Genomic DNA, 19,737 nt, shown 5'->3' on the forward strand with positions numbered 1-19,737 from the left:
GGGAAGAGGATCGTGGGAGGCGAGTCCACCTGCACCTGCCATCCCGGGAGGTACATCATGCGCAAGGTCATGGACTGCAGGCAGTACCCCAGCGAATCGCACTGCTCCCTCACCATCGCGGGTGAGGAAGAGGAAGTCATGCGGGCGGCGGTCTTGCACTCCGTCGACGTGCACGGCCACCAGGACACTCCTGAGTTCCGCGCGACGCTGCAGACTCTGATGAAGGACGAGGCGCCGCAGCACGCCTGACTACGCCGGGGCGCCCGAGGTGAAACGTCGTAGCAGCGGGGAGAGGACGAGGACGGACTTGGTGCGCTCCACGAAGGGCTCGCCCGCGATCCGCTCCAGGACCCGCTCGAAGTGCCGCATGTCGGAGGCGAAGACCTGGACGAGGGCGTCCGCGTCGCCGGTGACGGTCGACGCGGACACCACCTCGGGGTAGCGCGCCAGACCTCGCCGGATGTCGTCCGGCGAGGTGTTGTGGCGGCAGTAGATCTCGATGAAGCCCTCGGTCTCCCAGCCCATGGAGGCGGGGTCGACGCGGACGGTGAAGCCGGTGATGGCCCCTTCGGCACGCAGCCGGTCCACGCGCCGCTTGACGGCGGGGGCGGAGAGCCCGACCTCGGAGCCGATGTCCGCGTAGGAGCGGCGGGCGTCCTCGGCGAGGGCGTGCACGATGCGTTCGTCGAGATCGTTCAGTCGCACTGCGCGTGGATCACTTCTCTGCTGCGGCCGGCTCTGCGGTGGTCGGCTCGGCGGTGGCCAGTCGGGAGCGGCGGATGCCGTAAAGGAAGTAGATCACGAGCCCGACGGCCATCCAGCCACCGAAGACCAACCAGGTGATTCCCGGCAGCTCCGTCATCAGGTAGGCGCAGAAGAGGAAGCCCAGGATCGGGGTGACCGGGAAGAGCATGACCTTGAAGGTGCGGTTCATCTCCGGCCGGGTGTAGCGCAGGATGACGACGGCGATGTTGACCAGGCCGAAGGCGAAGAGCGTGCCGATGCTGGTGGCGTTCGCGAGCTCGCCCAGCGGGATGAAGGCGGCCAGGAGTCCGCAGAAGACGCAGACGATGATCGTGTTGACGCGGGGCGTGCCGGTCTTCGGGTCCACCTTGGCGAATGCCTTGGGCATCAGGCCGTCGCGGGACATCGCGAAGAGGATGCGGGTCTGGCCGTAGAGGACTGCGAAGACGACGCTGGCGATCGCGACGATCGCGCCGGCGGCGAGGACGACGCTCCAGTAGGCGTGCCCGGTGACGTTCTCCATGATCTTGGCCAGCGTGGCCTCGCTGCCCTCGAACTCCTGCCACGGCATGGCGCCGACGGCGACCAGGGCGACGAGGCAGTACAGGGCGGTGACGATGGCCAGGGAGAGCATGATCGCGCGCGGCAGGTCCTTCTTCGGGTTCTTGGCCTCCTCACCGGCGGTGGAGGCGGCGTCGAAGCCGATGTAGGAGAAGAAGAGCATGGAGGCCGCCGTGCTGATGGCGGTGACGCCGAGCGGGGCCAGCGGGGTGTAGTTGCCGGCCTTGATGCCCATGAAGCCGATGACGCAGAAGACCGCCAGCGTCACGATCTTGACGGCGACCATGATCGAGTTGATCCGGGCGCTCTCCTTGGCCCCGCGGAGCAGGAAGACCATGCAGAGCAGCACCACGACCAGTGCGGGCAGGTTGATGTAGCCGCCCTCGCCCAGCGGCGCGGAGAAGCCCTGGGGGATGGTGTATCCGATGGTGCCGTCGAGGAACTCGTTGAGGTACTGACCCCAGCCGACGGCGACGGCCGCGACGGAGACCCCGTACTCCAGGACCAGGCACCAGCCGCAGATCCAGGCGACGAGCTCGCCCATCGTGGCGTAGGCGTAGGAGTACGAGGAGCCCGAAACCGGTATGGAACCGGCCAGCTCGGCGTAGGAGAGCGCGGAGAACAGCGCCGTCAGGCCCGCGACGATGAACGCGATGAAGACGGCCGGACCGGCGATCGGCGTGGCCTGGCCGAGGACGACGAAGATGCCGGTGCCCAGGGTCGCGCCGATGCTGATCATGGTCAGCTGCCACATGGTGAGCGACCGCTTCAGCGCGCCGCCCTCGCCCTGGCCGCCCTCGGCGACCAGCTGTTCCACCGGCTTGCGGCGCAACAGGGGGTGGGCAGCCTTACGGGGCTCGGAGGTGAGCGGTGGCGCCTGGCCGTGATCGAGCACGAGGGGACTCCTTTGTCACTGCGGGTGGGGTTGTCAGGCGTCGACCGCAGCGGTCCGGAGCAGGAGCAGGCCTGAGGCCTGGGCATGGGGACCGCCGAGCAGGCGGTCCTCGCCACTCCACGTACAGCGAGTGAGCCTACGAGCTGAGTGATACCGCCCGTAATGCACCATCCTTGCACATTGGCGACTGATCGTTGCGCGGATCTGTCCGGGGTGGTCCTTTGTTGCGTGCGGATGATCGATCAGTGCGCAGGGGATCCCGACCGGCATTCTTGACACTTCGTCAGATCTGCCGCAGCGTGCCGCCATGGACCTGGACGTGCTCTACGAGATCGACGTGCCGCGGCCCTGGCAGGGGGCCCATCCGCACGGCCAGCGGGCCGCCGAGCAGCGCGCCTACCGGGAGGCCGTGGAACAGATCCGGCTCGCCGACCGGATGGGGTTCCGTACCGTCTGGGCGGTCGAACACCACTTCCGCGAAGGCCGCTCGCACTGCCCGGCCCCCGAGGTGCTCCTCGGACACCTGGCCGGGCTCACCGAGCGGATCCGGCTCGGCTTCGGAGTCACCCTGACCCCCTTCGCCTTCACCCCGCCCCAGCGCATCGCGGAGAAGGTCGCCACTGTCGACGTGCTCTCCGGCGGCCGGGTGGAGTGGGGCACCGGCCGCTCCACGCCCATGGAGCAGACGGCCTTCGGGGTGGACCGGGAGAAGTCCCGCGACGACTGGCGCGAGGCCATCGAGATCGTGACCGGAATGTGGCGCGAGGAGTACTTCGCCTACGAATCCGAGCGCTTCCGCTTCCCGCGCCGCATGGTCACCCCCAAGCCGGTGCAGGATCCGCACCCTCCCGCCTGGATGGCGGCCACCTCCCCCGGCTCGGCGGAGGTCGCGGGCGCGCACGGGCTCGGACTGCTCTCCTTCTCGATCATGCAGCCGCTGGAGGCGATGGCCCGGCAGGTGGCCGCGTACCGGACGGCCGCCGCCGCCCCGCGCCCGCTCACCGACGTCACCACGGACCGGGTCGCCGCCTACACCCTCGTCCACGCGACCGGGCCGCACACCGGACCGGACGCCCGGGTGTGGGAATCGGTCGCCTGGTGGTACTCGAACCTCGCACGGTTCACCCTGGAGTGGGAACTGCCCCACCTGAGCCCCGAGGAGCGGGAGCAGACCTTCCCGCTGCTCACGCCGATCCTCGAAGGGAACGTGCCCGTACGGGAGTTCAGCGACGGCGACATGATCCTCATCGGGGACGCGGAGACGATCGTCGCGAAGGCCAAGCGGTACGCGGACCTCGGCGTCGACCAGCTCATCTGCTACGTCCAGTGGGGATACCTGGAGCACCGGGAGATCCTGCGGACCCTGGAGATCCTGGGCAGGGAAGTCATCCCGGAGCTGGCCCGCTACGAGCCCCGCAAGGCCTCGGCGTGAGCGCCGGACCCCCGCGGGCGGCCACTGAGACCCCCGGAGGCCCCGAAGCCCCCGACACTTCCTCCGTCCCCGACACTTCCCCCGTCCCCGACTACGTGGCGGGCCGCCGCCTCGACGGCCGCGGGATGGTCCTGCTCGGCGCGGGCAACGGCATCGGCCGCCAGACCGCGCACGCCCTGGCCGCCGGCGGGGCCCGGGTGCTGTGCGTGGACGTGGACGCGGAGCGGGCCCGGGCGGTGGCCGCCGAGACCGGAGGGATCCCGTACACCGCCGACGTCACCCGGCGCGACCGCGTACGGGAGCTCTTCGCGAAGGCGCCGGAGCTGCTCGGCGGCCACCCGCTCGGCGGGGTGGTCGACATCGTCGGCATGGCCCGGTACGCCGCGCTGCCCGAACTGGACGACGCGGGCTGGGAGTGGCAGTTCGACCTGGTGCTGCGGCACGCCTGGCTGACCGTCCAGTACGGCGGCGAAGCCCTCGCGGCGGCCGGCGGCGGCCCGCTCGTCTTCGTCTCCTCCGTCTCCGGGCTCACCGGCGCCCCGCTGCACGCCGCGTACGGGGCCGCGAAGGCCGGGCTGATGTCACTGGTGCGCTCCGCGGCGGTCGAACTGGGACCGCGCGGGGTACGGATCAACGCGGTGGCACCGGGGGTGGTCTGGACACCGCGGGTCGCGGCCCTGCTGGGCGCGGAGGGGCGACGGCTCAACGCGGAGAACGCCCCGCTGGGACGGGTCGCCGAGCCCGCGGACATCGCGGCCGCGCTGTACTTCCTGGCCTCGCCGCAGTCCTCGTACATCACGGGACAGACCCTGGTGGTCGACGGCGGCGTCGGCGTGAAGTTCCCCTACCCGACGATCGGAGGCGAGCGATGAGCACGTGGAGAACCGAGAACGCCGGAAGAGACGCCGGAGAGGACGCCGGAAAGAACATCGGAGAGGACATCGGGGCACAGGCAGGGGCCCGGGTCCCCGCCCAGGCGACCGGCACGGACCACTGGCTGGACCCGGGGCCCTTCCTGCGCGGGGTGGCCTGGCTGGACAAGGGCCGTCCCGTGCGCGCCGACCCCTCCGACACCATGCGGCTGCCCTGGGACACCGGCGAGCGGGCCACCCTGCCCATAGGGGTGCGCCTGGAGTTCACCGCGCAGGGGGCGCAGGCGGTGGAGATCCGCTACCGGGCGACCGTGCCCGGCCCCACCGACGCGCTGCACGACCTCGCCCACGGCTTCGCCCTCTGGGACCGGCACGGGGTGGTCCGGGAGCTGTACACCGAACCGGCCGCGGAGGCCGTCGTACGCATCGAACTGCCGGGCGGACCGGGCCCGTTCATCATCCATCCGCCCGAGACGCAGTCCCCGCTGATCCTCGGCGTGCGCGGGATCGGCGGCGGGGTGAGCCCGGCGCCGCCAGCTCCGCGCTGGGTGGTGCACGGCGACTCCATCACCGAGGGCTGGTGGTCCACCCGGCCCGCGCACGGCTGGCCGGCGGTCGCGGGCCGGGCGCTCGGCTGGGACACCGTCAACCTCGGCTACGCGGGCGCCGCGCGCGGGGAGCTGGCCACCGCCGAGCAGCTCGCCGACCTCCCCGCCGACGTCATCACCCTGGCCTTCGGCACCAACTGCTGGTCCCGCGTGCCCTTTTCGGTCCCGCTCCTGTACGAAACCACCCGCGTGTTCCTCGACCTGGTCCGCCAGGGCCACCCCCGGACACCGCTGCTCCTCCTCTCCCCGGTGCTGCGCCCCGACGCGGAGCGCACCCCGAACAGGCTGGGCGCCACCCTGGGCGCCCTGCGCGATGCGATGGAGCGGGCCACCCGGGACCGGATCGCCGCCGGGGACGACCGGCTCGCCCTGCTGCCGGGCCGGGACCTGCTGGGCCCCGAGCACCTGGCGGACGGCCTGCACCCGAACGACGCCGGGCACCGCACGCTCGGCCTCGCTGTGGCCACGGCCATGCGGCGGGCCGGGTTCGACGCGGGGTGAGTGAAACAGCCCACATCGGACGGATTGAACAGAACTGCTCCAACGAGGCGTGTCCTGCACACAGTTGCCGACGCGACCGCTCCGAAAGGGCGCGGGAGCGGAGGCGGTCGTAGGACACACATGTGGGAGAGATCAAGATGGGCATCAAGCGCGGAACCACCCTGGCGGCCGTGGCGGTCGTCGTCGCACTCACCGCGACCGCCTGCGGCGGGGACGACAAGGCGGCCGACACCACCAAGCCGGCCGGTGCGGCCGCCCCCGCCCAGAACTCCGCCTCGGGCGACGGCTACGGCGACGGCTACGGATCCGGGGGCACGGATCCGGCCGCGGCCGGATCCGCCAAGCCCGCCGGGCAGCTGGCCATCGCGGCGAACGAGCAGCTCGGCTCGGTCCTGGCCGACAGCGCGGGCTTCACCCTGTACCGCTTCGACAAGGACACCGCGAAGCCCTCCAAGTCCAACTGCGACGGGGACTGCGCGAAGACCTGGCCGGTGGTGGCGGCCGGTGACGCCACCGCCGCCGCGGGCCAGGACCCGGCGCTGCTGGGCGAGGTGGTCCGCAGCGACGGCAGCAAGCAGCTGACGGTGGCGGGCTGGCCCGTGTACCGGTTCAGCAAGGACACCAAGGCGGGCGACACCAAGGGGCAGGGCGTCGGCGGCACCTGGTTCGCGGCGGCGCCCGACGGCAAGAAGGCGGCGAAGGCGGCGGCCCCGGCCCCCGGCGCGGCCGGGGCCGCGGGCGCGCTGACCGTGGCCAAGGACCCCAAGCTCGGCGACCACATCGTCGACGGCAACGGAATGACCGTCTACCGGTTCAAGCCGGACACCGCGTGGCCGATGGTCTCCAAGTGCGAGGGCGACTGCGTGGCCAAGTGGCCGGTCGTGCCCCCGGTGGACCAGGCCAACGCCAAGGGCATCATCGAGAAGAACTACCTCGTGCTGGACCGCCCGGACGGCAAGAAGCAGCAGACGGTGAACTGCTGGCCCGTCTACACCTTCACCGGTGACAAGAAGGCCGGCGACATCAACGGCCAGGGCGTCGGCGGCACCTGGTACGCGGTGGCCCCCGACGGCAAGCTCATCACCGGCCAGTAGCAGCGCGCCGGCCCCGCCGGCGCCCCGGCTCCGGAGCGCTGCCTCCGGCCTCCGGCCGCCGGCGCCCCGCCCGCCCCACCCGCACCACGCCTGTTCCCGGCCCGCACCACGCCGGAAGGCCACCTGACCGCGCGGCCCCCGCCCCTCTCCCCCCGGGCGGGGGCCGCGCACCGTTTCGCCCCGGCGAAGCGGAATCTAGACTCGCTCGCATGCTGCGCGTACTGGCCGTCGACGACGAGAAGCCCCTGCTCGAAGAGCTCCTCTACCTCCTGCGCTCCGACCCCCGGGTGCGCAGCGCCGAGGGCGCCTCGGACGCGACCGAGGCGCTCCGCCGGATCACGCGTGCGCTGGAGAGCGGCCCGGACGGGCCCGACGGCATCGACGTGGTCTTCCTCGACATCCACATGGCGGGGCTGACCGGGCTGGACATCGCCCGGCTGCTGGCCGGGTTCGCGCGGCCGCCGCTGATCGTGTTCGTCACCGCCCACGAGGGGTTCGCCGTACAGGCCTTCGACCTCAAGGCCGTGGACTACGTGCTCAAGCCGGTCCGGCCGGAGCGGCTGGCCGAGGCGGTGCGGCGGGCCTGCGCGCAGTCCGGGCGGACCACGGAGCCGCCGGCTCCGGGCGGACCGGCGGCCCCGCCGACCGGGGCCGGTCCCGTGCCCGGGGCGATGGCCCCCGTACCGGTCCCGCGCCGCGCCCTTGCCGAGGTCTCCGCCGGGGCCGGCGCGGACCGCGCCCCCGACCAGATCGCCGTCGAGCTGGGCGGCGTCACCCGTTTCGTGGCGATCGCCGACATCGCGTACGTGGAGGCCCAGGGCGACTACGCCCGGCTGCACACCGACGAGGGCAGCCACCTCGTGCGGATCCCGCTGGCCACGCTGGAGGAGCGGTGGGCCGCGCGCGGGTTCGTCCGGATCCACCGCCGCCACCTGGTGGCGCTCGGCCGCATAGACGAACTCCGGCTGGACGCGGGCACCACCACCGTCCGCGTCGGATCGGCCGAACTCCAGGTGAGCCGACGGCACACACGGGAACTGCGGGACCTCCTGATGCGCCAGGCGATGGGCTGAACGCGCCGGACGGGCGACCGGGCGGACGGCGAAGAGCCGACGGGGAGCCGCCGGGCAGCCGCCGGGCCGGACGGCGCGCGGCCCGCCCGGCGCCGGAGCGCCCGGCGCCCGACCGTCCGGCGCGCGGGCGAGCCGTTCGTCGCACCGGGAGGGGCGTACGGCGATCCGCCGGAGCCGTCGGCCGCAGCGGCGGCCCGACGGCCCGACGCGACGACCGGCCGCGCGTATCGTGGATCTTCGGCCCCGGGAGGAGGCACATGTCCGAAATCCAGGCGCTGCTCGACGCGCTGACCGGACTGCCCCGCACCCGGCCGGCCGGACCCGCCGAGGCCGAGGCCCTCCTGGCCCGCCTGCGCAGCGCGGCCGCGCGCTGGGCCGACGTACTGTACGAGTCCCGCGAGGGGGCCCGCGGGCAGGTGCCGCCCCGGGCCGAGGCGGCGCTGACGCTGGCCTTCCGGCGCGCGGAGGAATCGTACGTGGAGCTGGAAATCGCCCTGCGGGACTGCGCGGAACACCGCGATCCCGCGCTCTGACGCCATCCGGCCGCTAGGCCGTCTCTTCCGGATCCTGCCGGTCAGTCCGCAAGATCCGGAAGAGACGGACTGGGCCGGGGACGGCCTGTCGCCGGGTCCGCGGGCATGCGTAGACTCCCTTGAATCCTCCCCGCCTTAGAGGGCGGGGATTCCTGGCTCACGTCGGCTGTGGACCTGCGGTCCGTCAGCTCTTACACGATCGGCACCAGCCGGGTTGAGACCAGCCCGGACCAGCATCACGCGGGCGGAGTTCTTGTCCCTGGAGGACACGACTCCGCACACGGTGCAGGTGTAGGTACGTTCCGAGAGAGGTAGTGCGTGCTTGGTTCTCGCTCCGCACTGCCCGCAGTCCATGGTGGTGTGCGCGGGATGGACAAGGTGCACGATGCGACCGTGCTTGCGCGCCATGGCGATCAGCTCACGCTTGACCACACCGATCGCCGCGTCGGCCGTCTTGCGGGCCATGGTCGACTTGGCCAGGAAACGCGGCCGGAAGTCCTCCACCGCGAGAGCATCGTGGTCACGGATCACGGACTTCGCCCACTTACGGGCGGTGTCCTGCCGCTGCCGGGCCACCTTCTTGTACAGCCTCGCCGTCAGCTTCTTCGCCGCCCGGTAGCGCCGCGAACCGGGCTTGCCCTTCGCCGGTTTCCGGCGGGCCGTCATCCGCTGATAGCGGGCGAGCCCGACGGCGGCCTTCCGCCCGTGCCCGGCATGCGGGAGGTCATGGGCGTCGCTGGTGGTCGTCGCGGTCTCCCTCACACCCCAGTCGATCCCGATCACCGCACCCGTCTCCGGGAGTGGCTGGGGCTTGGTGGCCACGACGAAGGATGCGTACCAGTGGCCGAGACTGTCGCGGTGGACCCGCACCGACGACGGGTCCGCCGGGAGATCGCGGGGCCACACCACGGTCAGGACGATGCCGCCCGCCAGATGCAGACGGCCGTCCATGATCCGGAAACCGCGCCGGGTGTAATTCAGGCTCGGGTCAGCCGCGTGCTTCTTCTTGTACCCGGGCATCCCCGCCCGCTGCCGCACCGGCAACCGGGCCTTGACGTCCTTCAAAGCCTTGGCGCGGGACTTCCCGAAGTCCCGAACCAACTCCGGCGCTCCGTACCTACGACGGCAGGACCCATTCCTCCCCAAGCTGAAGCCCGGAGCATCCTGGGAGAAGTCCGGTGAACCAGACGTACGCGCTGACCGCGGTCGCCGTCGTCGTCCTGGTCACGGTGCTGCTCGGCGCGCTGGGCCTGCGGATATCCCGGACCACCTCCGACTTCTACGTGGCTTCGCGCACGGTCGGCCCCCGCCTCAACGCGGCGGCCATCAGCGGCGAGTACCTCTCCGCCGCCTCCTTCCTCGGTGTCGCCGGCCTGGTGCTGCTCCAGGGTCCGCAGATGCTCTGGTACCCGGTGGGCTACACCGCCGGCTATCTGGTGCTGCTCGTCCTGGTCGCGGCCCCGCTGCGCCGCTCGGGCGCGTACACGCTGCCCGACTTCGCGGAGGCCCGCCTCGAATCGCAGGCGGTGCGCCGGATCGCGGTGCTGTTCGTGCTCGGGGTCGGCTGGCTGTACCTGCTGCCGCAGCTCCAGGGCGCGGGCCTGACCCTGGAGATCCTGACGGGGGCCCCGCACTGGGTCGGCGGGGTGGTCGTCGCCTGTGTGGTGACGGCGGCGGTGGCGGCCGGCGGGATGCGCAGCATCACCTTCGTGCAGGCCTTCCAGTACTGGCTGAAGCTGACCGCGCTGCTCGTGCCGGTGTTCTTCCTGCTGGCGGCCTGGGTGGGCGACGGCGCGCCGCGCGCCTCCTTCGACGCCCCGGCGGCCTTCCGCGCCCACACCTCCGTGACCCTGGCCCAGGACGTCCGGCTGTCCCTGGACGCGCCGCTGACGGTGAAGGTGACCGGGCAGGTGGACGGGCGCCCGTACGCGGGCGAGTCGGTGACCCTGACCGCCGGGAGCCATTCCGTACGGGCCCACGCGCAGCTGGTGTTCGACCCGGACTCCCCCGTGCCCGGGACCCGGGCGGACACCGGGCCCGCCGTGTCCAGCTGGTCGGAGCCGCTCTCCGGGGCCCGGCCGGAGCTGCGGCTGTACGCGACGTACGGGCTGATTCTGGCCACTTTCCTCGGGACCATGGGGCTGCCGCACGTGGCGGTCCGCTTCTACACGAGCCCGAACGGGCGGGCGGCCCGGCGGACCACGCTGGTGGTGCTGGGGCTGGTCGGCGCGTTCTACCTGCTGCCCCCGGTCTACGGGGCGCTGGGCCGGATCTACGCCCCCGAGCTGGCCCTGACCGGTGAGACGGACGCCGCGGTGCTGGTGCTGCCGGCCCGGATGGTGGGCGGGACGCTGGGGGAACTGCTGGGGGCGCTGCTGGCCGGGGGCGCCTTCGCGGCGTTCCTGTCGACGGCTTCGGGGCTGACCATGGCGGTGGCCGGGGTGCTGCACCAGGACGTGCTGCCGTGGCGCGGGGTGGGGAGCTTCCGGGTGGCGGTGCTGGTGGCGATCCTGGTGCCGCTGGGCGGGAGCGTGGCGGCGACGGACGTGCCGGTGGCGGACGCGGTGGGGCTGGCCTTCGCGGTGTCGGCGTCCTCGTTCTGTCCGCTGCTGGTGCTGGGGATCTGGTGGCGCGGGCTGACCCCGCCCGGGGCGGTGGCCGGTCTGCTGACGGGGGGCGGTGCGGCGCTGAGCGCGGTGCTGGCGACCCGGGCGGGCCTGGCTCCGGCGGGCTGGCCGAACACGCTGCTGGCGTGGCCGGCGGTGTGGTCGGTGCCGCTCGGATTCCTGACGATGGTGGTGGTGTCCTTGGGCACGCGCGGGCGGATCCCGGCGGGGACGGCGGCGACGCTGGCCCGGCTGCACCTGCCGGAGGCCGTGGCGGGCGAGCCCCCGGCCCGTGCGGCGGACGGCCCCCGGACCGGCGCCAAGGGCGGTGCTCCATGAGCGGGACGGTGCTCTCGGGCGGGGGCGGTGCTCCATGAGCGGAGCACTGCTCTCGGTGTTGGCCGCGGCCGGGGCCGTCGTGCTCCTGGGGCTCGGCTGGGCCGGCGGCCGGTGGCACGCCCGGCGCGGCGAACGCGCCTTCGGCCTCGACCTCGGCACCCCCGTCGAACGGGCCACCTTCCACACCCTGCACACCGCCTCGCTCGCCGCTCCCCCGCTGCGCGCCGGCCTCACCGAGGACGCCGCCCGCAAGGCCGCCAAACGCCTGCGCTCGCTGCTCGGCACCGAGGCCCTGTGCCTGACCGACCGCGCACACGTCCTGGCCTGGGACGGTCCGGGCGCCGACCACCACGAGCGCCGCGCGATGGCCCGGGTCGCCCAGATGCTGGAATCGGGGCGCAGCCAGAGCGTGCGGACCGAGTGCGAGCGCCCCGACTGCCCGCTGAAGTGGGTGGTGGTGGCCCCGCTGACCGGCGAGGACGGGATGCTGGGCGCGCTGGTGGCCTACGGGTCCCGGGAGTCGGCGGTGCTGGTGCGGGCCGCGACCGAGCTCGCGCGCTGGGTCTCCGTACAGTTGGAGCTGTCCGAGCTGGACCGCTCGCGGACCCGCTTGATGGAGGCGGAGATCAGGGCGCTGCGCGCACAGATCTCCCCGCACTTCATCTTCAACTCCCTCGCCGCGATCGCCTCGTTCGTGCGCACCGATCCGGAGCGGGCCCGGGACCTGCTGCTGGAGTTCGCCGACTTCACCCGCTACTCCTTCCGCCGGCACGGTGACTTCACCACGCTGGCCGAGGAGCTGCGCTCCATAGAGCAGTACCTGGCGCTGGCCGGGGCCCGGTTCGGGGAGCGGCTCAAGCTGACCTTGCAGGTGGCTCCGGAGGTACTGCCGGTGGCGCTGCCGTTCCTGTGCCTGCAGCCGCTGGTGGAGAACGCGGTCAAGCACGGGCTGGAGGACTCCACCGAGGAGTGCCGAATCACCATCGCCGCCCGGGACGCGGGCGCGGAGGCGCTGATCACCATCGAGGACAACGGCGTCGGGATGGATCCGGCCCTGCTGCGCCGCATCCTGGCCGGGGAGCACTCCGGCTCGTCCTCCGGCATCGGGCTGCCCAATGTGGACGATCGGCTGCGCCAGGTCTACGGGGACGACCACGGTCTCGTCATCGAGACCGGGGTGGGCGCGGGCATGAAGATCACCGTACGGATCCCGAAGTACCGCGCGGGCGTACACAGCTCGACCCCGCCCGGCCGCTTCCCCCGGCGCTGACCGGGCCTCGGCGTCGTTTTACACCCATCTGCACCCCTCGCGGACGGGGCTCTCAGCGTCTGCCAGGACGGGCCCGCGGCCCTGTGGCCGAAGGGCCCAATGGGGTCTCGCTCACTCACATGGAGTAAGTTCCATGGTGTGTACAGAGGCTCATACGGTCCCGCGCGACCTCCGGATGCCGGTGGGCGCGCACCGTGCACGTTGATGCGACCGGGCCCACCCCTGCGCTGACCTCGACGGCAGGCGCGATCGGCCGACGGCCCGACCGGCGCCGCTGTGAAGGATTTGGTGAATGAGGACTGACGTGCCCCAGGGGATAGGGGAAGACGAAGCCGAGCGCGGGTTCGAGGGGGAGCAGGACCCGGGGGCGGATTCCTCCGGAACTTCCCCCGCAGCGGTCCGGGGCAGTGACCGGCGGGCGTTCGGCCGCGGGTTCATGCTCGGCACTGCCGGGATCCTCGTGACCGTGTCCGGGGCGCTGGTCGCCGTCGGATGCTTCCTCGGGCTCTACGTGCGACCGACCTCGGACGACTGGTGCGCCGCCTGGAAATCCCGTGACATGGGCGTCTTCGGCATCACCTCCGACTTCTACATGACCCAGAACGGCCGCGTCGCCAACGCCTTCCTGAGCGGTGTCATCTACGGCGACGGACTCATCGGCACCAAGATCCTGCCGACCGTCATCGCCGTCACCTTCACCCTCGGCCTGGTCCTCCTCGGCGCCCAGTTCATGCGGTTCCTCGGAGCAAAGCCCCGCCTGCTCCTCCTCACCGCCACCGCCCTGATCCTCCAGGCCCTCCTCTACTTCGCCGGAACCCGCAACTACCAGGCGCTGCTGTGGGCCCCCGCCACGATCTCCCACACCATTCCCAGCATCATCGGGGTGTGGACGCTCCTGCTCGGGATCTGGACCGTCCGCCGGCCCAGCGGCCCCCTGCGCACCGCCGGGTTCGTGGCGACGTTCCTCATCGCTGCCGCGCTCGGCACCCTGAGCGAGCCGTTCACCCTCGTCACCGGACTTCTCGGCGCAGGCGCCGGACTCCTGGCCATCCCCCGGTTCCGGCTCGCCACCACCTGGCGCCCCTTCACCTGGTGCCTGACCTGGTGCCTGGGACTCCTCAGCGGCCTGCTCCTCCTCTACACCTCCCCCGGAGCCCGCTGGCGCCGCGCCCAGAACCCCTCCAAGGAATCCCTCCTCACCCGCAAGGGCCTGCGCGCCACCACCCACGACTGGCTCCTCATGTGGGACTCCGTCACCGGCCAGTGGGCCTACCTCGGAGCCGCCGCCGCAGGCATCCTCATCGGCCTCGCCATCGGCCTGCGCACCACCACCGGCCGGCGAGCACTGGACCACACCGTCCCGCGACTGACCCGCATCGCCCTGTGGCTCCTCCCCGCACTCGTCGTCGTCCTCGGCTCCTTCGCCGTCGCCGCAGGCCTGCGCAGCGGCTACGGCCCCACCGGCTGGACCTACGCCCGGACCTGGACCAACTACCTCGTCCCCATGGTGCTGGCCCTCTGCGCCTACGGAGCCCTGCTCGGCCAGTGGGCCGGCCGCCACCTCGCGAGCCGGGCGACCACCACCAGGTACGCACCCGTCGCCGTCATCGCCACAGGCGCCTTCGCGCTGGCCTCGATGGCCGCTCTCGTCCCCGCCGTCCAGACGCTGACCACCACCACCGTCACCCGATCGGTGGCCTGGGACGCCCAGAACGCCCGGATCGAGAAGGAAGCCCGGCAGGGCACCACCGACGTCGGCTACAAGCCCCTCTACATCGGAAACCTCGCCGAGCCCTTCTACACCAAGAACTACCAGCGCGACTGGGTCTCCGCCTGCGTCTCGAAGTGGTACGACATCGACCGGATCCACCGCCGCTGAGCGCGGACCGCTGGCCACGCCCAGAGGTTCCTGTCGTCGGGGCCTGAAGACATCAGGCCCCGACAACACCCCCGCCAGTAGGAGATCACCTTGTACACCAAGGACACGTACCTCACCGACCCGCCGGACTGCGCGTGCGGTGTGGACTACTTCGACTCCATGGCGCACCGCCCTGACTGCCACGCCTACGCGGGGCCGGGCGAGTACGCGTCCGCGGACGCCCGGGACGAGTAGGCGCCCGTCCTCCAGAAGCCGGGTCGGGCAGGGAACGGTGTGGACGCCGTCCGCGCGCCGGAGAGCGCGGTGGGGCGGCGGAAGTACGTGCGTGGTGCGGCGGGCGTTGCCGTGGGCCGGACGGAACGGGCTCCACGAAGATCGACGTGCACGCCGCCGGGACCGGCCGGAAGATCGGCTGTCCCATCACGTTTCCCTAACGAACCGACTTACCCAGAAATGCAATCGCGCATCGCCAGCCAGCGACACCCCCTCCTGTGACCATTGTGTGACTGATGGGGAGATACGTTTGAAGGCAATGCCGTCGAGGAGAAGGTTGAGGTTGCTGTGCCGGACATATCCGTGGTCGTGATCGTGTTTAACGATGCCGACCGGCTGCCGGCTGCGGTCCAGTCCGTACTGGAGCAGACGCTGCAGAGCGTTGAGGTCGTGATCGTTGATGACTGCAGTCCCGACCGCTCGTTCGAGGTAGCCCAGGAGCTGGCCGCAGCGCACCCCGGAAAGGTCCGTGCCTTCCAGCTCCCGGAGAACAGCGGCGCCGGCGGCGAGCCTCGCAACGTCGGCATTGCGCACGCCACGGGCCGCTACGTCATGTTCCTCGACAGCGACGACGTCCTGGAGCGCAACGCGTGCAGGAACCTCTTCGAGTCGGCGGAGGAGACCCAGTCCGACATCGTGTCCGGACTGTGCGTCCGACTGCACAAGGACACCCGGAACCAGAAGCGCGACGAGTGGTACTCGTGGATCTACTCGGCCACGCGCACGCTGGAATCCGTCACCGAGATGCCCGACCTGTTCGTATGGGACACCCTGTCGACGAACAAGTGCTATCGCCGTGACTTCCTCCTCGAGAACGACCTCCGCTTCCCGAAGGGGATGCTCTACGAGGACCTGATGTTCATCGCCGATGCGTATCTGGCGGCCAAGCGCATCACGCTGATCCCCAACCAGGTCTATTTCTGGCACGTTCACGAACAGGCCGCCGAGAAGTCGGTGACCAACAGCCGGCACGAGATGGCCAACTACATCCACCGGCTGGAGATCCACCGCCGCATCGACGCACTGCTGGAAGAGCACGGGCTGACCGAGCTCAAGCTGGCGAAGGACGTCAAGTTCCTCAAGCACGACCTGGTGCTGCACCTGCGGGACCTGCCGTTCCGCGACGAGGCCTACCGGCTGGAGTTCGCCAAGCACTCGCAGGAGTACCTCAAGGGCATCGCTCCGGAGGCCTACGAGAAGGTCCTGCCCATCCAGGCCATCTGCGCCTACCTCCTCAGCCAGGGCGACTGGGAGCGGCTGATCCCGGCGGTCGACAGCCTCACCAACCGCGACAAGATCTCCTCCCCCCTGGCCGAGAGCGAGGGCCGGATCTACTGGTGCGACGAGTACCTCGACGACGACTTCGCCCGCGGGGTCCTGGACGTGACCAACCTCGGTTACCACCAGAAGCCGGTCGCCCAGATGTTCCTGCGCAACGAAGTCACCCACCTCGCTGCCGAGGGCAACCAGATCCACATGACCGGCCGCATCACCAATCCCCTCGGCGTGATTCCGGCCGGTGCCCGGCTGGAGGGCGAGCTGCTGTTCAGCGCCCGGCGCCGCAGCCTGCAGTCCTTCGCCTTCCCCGTGCGCATCGTCCGGCACGACGGCGAGTCGGTCTACTGGGAGACGGAGGCGGACCTCACCAAGGACCTGCGTCCCCTGGGGATCATCGACACCGTCTGGGACGTGCGCCTGACCCTGGACGTGAACGGCTCCCGCACGACGACACGGCTCACCGTGGGCGACATCGACCTGTCCGGCGGCGTGCTGCCGGTGCGCCCCCGGCTGACCCGCATGGTGGCCGACCACCTCGAGCCCCACGCCTCCGCCAAGGGGCACCTGGCCTTCCGCCTCGTCACCGAGAACCACACGAACGAGCGCGTCCTCGAACTGATCGAGCGCGGCGTGCGCGGCAAGCCCGGGGCCCTGGCCAAGTCGGGGTACCGCAAGGCCAAGTCGGTGCGCAAGAACCTCACTTCCGCCGAGACGAAGCTCCGCCTGTACCACGAGGTCTTCAGCCGCCTGCCCATCAAGAAGCGCACGGTCGTCTTCGAAAGCATGATCGGCCGGCAGTACAGCGACAGCCCGCGCGCCATCTACGAGGAAATGCGGCGCCAGGGCCTCGAGTTCGAAGCGATCTGGTCCTACCGCGGTTCCCCGAAGGGCTTCCCCAAGGACGCCACCCTGGTGCGCGCCTGGTCGCTGCCCTACCTCAAGGCGCTCGCCCAGGCCGAGTTCTGGGTGGACAACCAGAGCTTCCCGCTCAAGCTGACGAAGCGTCCCGAGACCACCTACATCCAGACCTGGCACGGCTCGGCGCTCAAGCGCATGGGCTTCGACCTGCCCGAGCTCAAGGCCGCCACGCGCGCCCGCCAGCAGGAGCAGCAGGACGGCCTGGACCGCTTCGACCGCTTCCTGATCCGGTCCGAACACGACGTGCAGACCCTGGCCAAGGCCTTCCGGCTGCCGGAGAAGTCCCTGCTGCGGGTGGGCTATCCGCGCAACGACGCGCTGGCGCAGGCCCGTCAGCACGAGGCGGACGGCGGAGCACGCGAGCGGGGCCCGCTCGCGGCCGAGTTGGGCATCCCCGCCGACAAGAAGGTCCTGCTCTACGCCCCCACCTTCCGCAACGCGGGGGGCCGGCTCTCCCACTTCGAGCTCCCCTTCGACGTGGAGCGCTTCGCCGACGAGTTCGGTGACCGTTACGTGCTCCTCGTGCGGGCGCACTACCTCAACCACGTGGTGCTGCCGCCCACCGTGCGCGGCCGGGTCATCGACGTCTCCGCGCACCACGACGTGACGCCGCTGCTGGGCCTCGCGGACGCGATGATCACGGACTACTCCTCCGTGATGTTCGACTACGCCCTGCTCGACCGGCCGATGCTCTTCTTCACGTACGACTACGAGGAGTACGTCCACCAGGACCGCGGCACCTACTTCGACCTGCTGGAGGAGGCGCCCGGTCCGGTGTTCAACACCGCGGAGGAGTTCCACGAGGCGGTGAGGTCTCTGGACGCCCAGGCATCCGAATACGCGTCGAAGCGGGAGCAGTTCGGCGCGCGGTTCGGCGAGTACGACCAGGGCACTGCCAGCCGGAGCATCATCGATCAGTTCTTCGCGCACTGGAGGCGTTAATGACCCAGCAGACCGCAGCCACGACCCGGGACATATTCTTCGTCTCCAACAGCGTGAACGAGCTGGGAGGCATCACCAGCTGGACCCACCAGATGGCCCGCCTCTTCAGCGGACGGGGCCATCAGGTGCACGTCCTGGGCATCACGCCGGCGCCCGAGGGGCGCAGCCAGGAACTCGGCGACGACCTGCCCTACCGGACCACCACGCTCTACGACGTCCACCCGCCGAGCCCCAAGCCCCTGCGCGGGCTCAAGGGCAGGCTGAACCTCGCCGACCAGCGCCGCAATGCCGCCCGTGACGCCGGCATGCGCGAGCAGGCCGCGAAGCTCACGGCGCTGTTCCGGGCCGCCCGCCCCGGTGGGATCGTCATCGTCACGCAGGTGTGGGCCATGGAATGGGTGGCGCTCGCCGACACCGCCGGCCTCACCGTGATCGGCATGAGCCACGAGTCCTTCGAGACCTGCCGCGGCTCTTCCCGCTTCCAGCGCGTGCAGCGGTTCTACAAGGACGTGGACCGCATGCTCACCCTGACGCGCGAGGACGCGGACCTCTGGATCCGCCAGCGGTTCGACAACGTCGGCTTCATGCCCAACCCCCTGCCGTTCTTCCCGGACGAGCCGTCCGCGCGCGCGTCCAAGACGGTGGTGAGCATCGGCCGTCTGCACGAGGAGAAGGGCGTCGACCTGCTCCTCGACGCCTGGGCCCAGGTGGCGCCGCACCACCAGGACTGGACGCTGCGCATCTACGGCGCGGGCGAGGAGCAGGAGGCGCTGCACAAGCAGAGCGCGGCGCTGGGCATCGAGTCCTCCGTGGAGTGGATGGGCCGTACCAGCGACGTCCCGGGGGCCCTGCGCGACGGTTCCGTGTTCGTCCTGAGTTCCCGTGGCGAGGGTTTCCCTCTCGCTCCCATGGAGGCCATGGCCACTGCCGTGCCGTGTGTCGCCTTCGATGTCGCTCCCGGAGTCCGGGAGATCATCACCGACGGCGAGGACGGACTGCTCGCGACACCCGGCAACACCGCCGAACTGGCCCGTCAGCTCGGGAAGTTGCTGGCGGACAAGGAGCTGCGGGACCGTATGGGCGAGGCTGCCCGCGAGAACATCCAGCGCTACTCGACCGACCGGATCGTGAGCCGCTGGGAAGGCTTGTTCGACCTCCTGGACGAGTAGACACTCTCCTGCGGGCCAGCTGAAGGGGGTCACCGGCACACCGCCGGTGACCCCCTTCGGTCATGGTCGGGGCTCAGCCGGCGATGCGGACGGGGCCCTGCCCGTAGCCGGGCAGGAGGTCGCGCAGGGCCCGCAGGGCGTAGTGCGTACGGGACTTGACGGTTCCGGCGGGCACCCCGAGCGCTTCGGCGGCCTCGCAGACGCTGGCCCCGTGGAAGTAGATCTGGACGAGTACGGCCCGGTGGTCGGGGCTGAGCGAGCGCAGGGCTTCGCGGACGTCGAGGACGGCGACGGATCTCTCGGTGCGGTCCTCGTCGGCGGGCGACTGCTCCAGCACGTCGGGCCCGATCTCCACGGGCCGCGACAGCCGGGCCCTGCGGGCGTCGATGGCCACGCGCCGGCCGACGGTGTACAGCCAGGGCCGCACGGAGGCGTGGGCCCCGCTCTCCAGGGCCTCGGGATGGGTCCAGGCGCGGAACAGGGTCTCCTGGAGGAGGTCCTCGGCGCGGTGGCGGTCGCCGAAGCTCAGGCCGAGGAGGAAACCGTAGAGCGCCTTGCCGTGGTCGCGCTGGAGCCGGGCCAGGGCATGGGCGTCGGTGCGGCGACGGGTTGCGGTGGTGGCGGGCATGGCGATCCCTTCCGGGTCGGGATGCCGTGAGTGTCCCGCCGGTCACGCGGCGGAGTCATCCGCCACCCGGCGCCGGGCGCCGACCGGTCCCTCCGCGTCGCCGAACGGTCTTCCGCGCAGGG

Annotated in this window: 16 protein-coding genes and 1 pseudogene; 13 read left to right on the forward strand and 4 right to left on the reverse strand. The window is 71.3% G+C overall.

Annotated elements, in window-relative coordinates; genetic code table 11:
- The first annotated feature begins 57 nt into the window (after positions 1-57).
- Positions 58-249 (forward strand): DUF1059 domain-containing protein, encoded by a 192-nt coding sequence (locus tag OG490_RS06605; RefSeq protein WP_330295340.1) that lies wholly within the window; start codon positions 58-60, stop codon positions 247-249.
- Here OG490_RS06605 and OG490_RS06610 read toward each other — a convergent pair whose 3' ends face one another.
- Positions 250-705: an Lrp/AsnC family transcriptional regulator gene (locus OG490_RS06610; RefSeq protein ID WP_330295341.1), complete on the reverse strand. Its 456-nt coding sequence runs from the start codon at positions 703-705 to the stop codon at positions 250-252.
- Positions 706-715: 10 nt separating this feature from the next.
- The gene (locus OG490_RS06615) at positions 716-2,200 is read right to left on the reverse strand and encodes an amino acid permease (protein WP_330295342.1); all 1,485 of its coding nucleotides are present in this window, start codon (positions 2,198-2,200) and stop codon (positions 716-718) included.
- A gap of 307 nt (positions 2,201-2,507) precedes the next feature.
- On the opposite strand from OG490_RS06615, the gene OG490_RS06620 reads away from it, so the two are divergent.
- The 6 genes from OG490_RS06620 to OG490_RS06645 all read left to right on the forward strand — a co-directional run bounded on the left by OG490_RS06620 (position 2,508) and on the right by OG490_RS06645 (position 8,313).
- Positions 2,508-3,632: an LLM class flavin-dependent oxidoreductase gene (locus tag OG490_RS06620; protein WP_330295343.1), complete on the forward strand. Its 1,125-nt coding sequence runs from the start codon at positions 2,508-2,510 to the stop codon at positions 3,630-3,632.
- Positions 3,629-4,504 (forward strand): SDR family NAD(P)-dependent oxidoreductase, encoded by an 876-nt coding sequence (locus OG490_RS06625; RefSeq protein WP_330295344.1) that lies wholly within the window; start codon positions 3,629-3,631, stop codon positions 4,502-4,504. The genes OG490_RS06620 and OG490_RS06625 overlap by 4 nt, the downstream gene beginning before the upstream one ends.
- Positions 4,501-5,613, forward strand: coding sequence for a GDSL-type esterase/lipase family protein (locus tag OG490_RS06630; RefSeq protein ID WP_330295345.1), 1,113 nt, complete (start codon positions 4,501-4,503; stop codon positions 5,611-5,613). Before OG490_RS06625 ends, OG490_RS06630 begins: the two co-directional genes overlap by 4 nt.
- 137 nt (positions 5,614-5,750) lie before the next feature.
- Positions 5,751-6,707 (forward strand): SCO0930 family lipoprotein, encoded by a 957-nt coding sequence (locus tag OG490_RS06635; RefSeq protein ID WP_330300809.1) that lies wholly within the window; start codon positions 5,751-5,753, stop codon positions 6,705-6,707.
- A gap of 209 nt (positions 6,708-6,916) precedes the next feature.
- Positions 6,917-7,780 carry a LytR/AlgR family response regulator transcription factor gene (locus OG490_RS06640; RefSeq protein ID WP_330295346.1) on the forward strand — a complete coding sequence of 288 codons (864 nt, stop codon included), beginning with the start codon at positions 6,917-6,919 and terminating at the stop codon, positions 7,778-7,780.
- A 257-nt stretch (positions 7,781-8,037) separates the two neighbouring features.
- Positions 8,038-8,313 (forward strand): hypothetical protein, encoded by a 276-nt coding sequence (locus OG490_RS06645; protein WP_330295347.1) that lies wholly within the window; start codon positions 8,038-8,040, stop codon positions 8,311-8,313.
- A gap of 135 nt (positions 8,314-8,448) precedes the next feature.
- Here OG490_RS06645 and OG490_RS06650 read toward each other — a convergent pair.
- A pseudogene (locus OG490_RS06650) lies at positions 8,449-9,417 on the reverse strand (RNA-guided endonuclease InsQ/TnpB family protein); the annotation flags it as partial.
- Positions 9,418-9,491: 74 nt separating this feature from the next.
- On the opposite strand from OG490_RS06650, the gene OG490_RS06655 reads away from it, so the two are divergent.
- From OG490_RS06655 to OG490_RS06680, 6 genes are all read left to right on the forward strand, one after another.
- Complete coding sequence (locus tag OG490_RS06655; RefSeq protein WP_330295348.1) at positions 9,492-11,258, forward strand: sodium/solute symporter; 1,767 nt, start codon at positions 9,492-9,494, stop codon at positions 11,256-11,258.
- A 34-nt stretch (positions 11,259-11,292) separates the two neighbouring features.
- Positions 11,293-12,528: a histidine kinase gene (locus OG490_RS06660; protein ID WP_330295349.1), complete on the forward strand. Its 1,236-nt coding sequence runs from the start codon at positions 11,293-11,295 to the stop codon at positions 12,526-12,528.
- Positions 12,529-12,820: 292 nt separating this feature from the next.
- Positions 12,821-14,407 (forward strand): DUF6056 family protein, encoded by a 1,587-nt coding sequence (locus OG490_RS06665; RefSeq protein ID WP_330295350.1) that lies wholly within the window; start codon positions 12,821-12,823, stop codon positions 14,405-14,407.
- Between the two features lie 90 nt (positions 14,408-14,497).
- Positions 14,498-14,641 (forward strand): hypothetical protein, encoded by a 144-nt coding sequence (locus tag OG490_RS06670; RefSeq protein ID WP_330295351.1) that lies wholly within the window; start codon positions 14,498-14,500, stop codon positions 14,639-14,641.
- Positions 14,642-14,968: 327 nt separating this feature from the next.
- On the forward strand, positions 14,969-17,818 hold the full coding sequence (locus tag OG490_RS06675; RefSeq protein WP_330295352.1) for a bifunctional glycosyltransferase/CDP-glycerol:glycerophosphate glycerophosphotransferase: 2,850 nt from the start codon (positions 14,969-14,971) through the stop codon (positions 17,816-17,818).
- A complete protein-coding gene (locus tag OG490_RS06680; protein WP_330295353.1) occupies positions 17,818-18,987 on the forward strand; it encodes a glycosyltransferase in 1,170 nt (389 codons plus the stop codon). Before OG490_RS06675 ends, OG490_RS06680 begins: the two co-directional genes overlap by 1 nt.
- A gap of 73 nt (positions 18,988-19,060) precedes the next feature.
- Here OG490_RS06680 and OG490_RS06685 read toward each other — a convergent pair whose 3' ends face one another.
- Positions 19,061-19,615: a sigma-70 family RNA polymerase sigma factor gene (locus OG490_RS06685; protein ID WP_330295354.1), complete on the reverse strand. Its 555-nt coding sequence runs from the start codon at positions 19,613-19,615 to the stop codon at positions 19,061-19,063.
- Positions 19,616-19,737 lie beyond the last annotated feature (122 nt).

It is taken from the genome of Streptomyces sp. NBC_00503 (genome assembly GCF_036346895.1).
GTDB lineage: Bacteria > Actinomycetota > Actinomycetes > Streptomycetales > Streptomycetaceae > Streptomyces.

What these genes read in the sequence shown, in the direction of transcription:
- OG490_RS06605 (WP_330295340.1), top strand. Translation starts at nt 58, where the DNA reads ATGCGCAAGGTCATGGACTGCAGGCAGTACCCCAGCGAATCGCACTGC.
- OG490_RS06620 (WP_330295343.1), top strand. Translation starts at nt 2,508, where the DNA reads ATGGACCTGGACGTGCTCTACGAGATCGACGTGCCGCGGCCCTGGCAG.
- OG490_RS06630 (WP_330295345.1), top strand. Translation starts at nt 4,501, where the DNA reads ATGAGCACGTGGAGAACCGAGAACGCCGGAAGAGACGCCGGAGAGGAC.
- OG490_RS06635 (WP_330300809.1), top strand. Translation starts at nt 5,751, where the DNA reads ATGGGCATCAAGCGCGGAACCACCCTGGCGGCCGTGGCGGTCGTCGTC.
- OG490_RS06640 (WP_330295346.1), top strand. Translation starts at nt 6,917, where the DNA reads ATGCTGCGCGTACTGGCCGTCGACGACGAGAAGCCCCTGCTCGAAGAG.
- OG490_RS06645 (WP_330295347.1), top strand. Translation starts at nt 8,038, where the DNA reads ATGTCCGAAATCCAGGCGCTGCTCGACGCGCTGACCGGACTGCCCCGC.
- OG490_RS06660 (WP_330295349.1), top strand. Translation starts at nt 11,293, where the DNA reads ATGAGCGGAGCACTGCTCTCGGTGTTGGCCGCGGCCGGGGCCGTCGTG.
- OG490_RS06665 (WP_330295350.1), top strand. Translation starts at nt 12,821, where the DNA reads ATGAGGACTGACGTGCCCCAGGGGATAGGGGAAGACGAAGCCGAGCGC.
- OG490_RS06680 (WP_330295353.1), top strand. Translation starts at nt 17,818, where the DNA reads ATGACCCAGCAGACCGCAGCCACGACCCGGGACATATTCTTCGTCTCC.
- OG490_RS06685 (WP_330295354.1), bottom strand. Translation starts at nt 19,615, where the DNA reads ATGCCCGCCACCACCGCAACCCGTCGCCGCACCGACGCCCATGCCCTG.